A 756-nucleotide genomic window follows, 5' to 3' on the forward strand; every position below is an offset into this window, starting at 1 on the left:
CGAGATGATCGCAGCGGAAAAGGAACTGGTGGAGTTCGCGGCGACCAATCCGGTGGACTCGGTGCGAAAACTGTCGGTGCGCTACCGCGACGCGCTTGATGTCGACGGAGTCGAACCGCGCGAGGAGGTGCTCGTCTCGCGGCGGGCTCTGACCCGGCTGGTGCAGCCCAACGGCATGAAACGCTACATTCTCGACGCCGACCCGGTGTTGGCCGCGTTCCTCGACACCGCGATCGACGGAATGGTCGGTGCGGAACTGCGCAAGCCACGGTTTGAAGCGAAGGAAGACCCCGACGGGTGCGGGGACAACCACGAGATCATCGGAGACGGTCGCACGATGCCGCAGCTCAACTTCGACGCCTTCGTCGACATCGTGCGCCACGCCCTCTCCTGCACGGAAGGGCTCGGTGCTTTGGATCACACGACGATCATCGTGCGAATGTCCCTCGAATCCCTGCAGACCGGGCTCGGGGAGGCCCAGCTGGATGGGATCGAGCAGCCGATCTCGGCGTTCACGGCCAGGAAGATGGCCGCGGAGGCGTGTCTCATTCCGATGGTCCTCGGCGGCAAGAGTGAAGTGCTCGATTTCGGGCTCGGGAAGCGGCTCTTCACCCGGGCACAGAAGCTCGCGGCGATCGAACGAGACGGCGGGTGCGCCACCGCGGGCTGTGTCTCGACAGGCTCGACAACCGGCGGCCGCCGAGTTATGCCGAAGGCCACCACATCATTTGGTACAAATCGCAGGATGGGCCGACG

1 protein-coding gene is annotated in these 756 nt (G+C 64.7%); it reads left to right on the forward strand.

Annotated features, from left to right (window positions below):
- A partial coding sequence (locus JF66_RS22055; RefSeq protein ID WP_197059552.1) for a DUF222 domain-containing protein occupies positions 1 to 756 on the forward strand: 756 nt, incomplete at both ends.

Origin of the sequence: Cryobacterium sp. MLB-32 (assembly GCF_000738085.1) — a bacterium.
In the GTDB taxonomy this organism is placed as follows: domain Bacteria; phylum Actinomycetota; class Actinomycetes; order Actinomycetales; family Microbacteriaceae; genus Cryobacterium.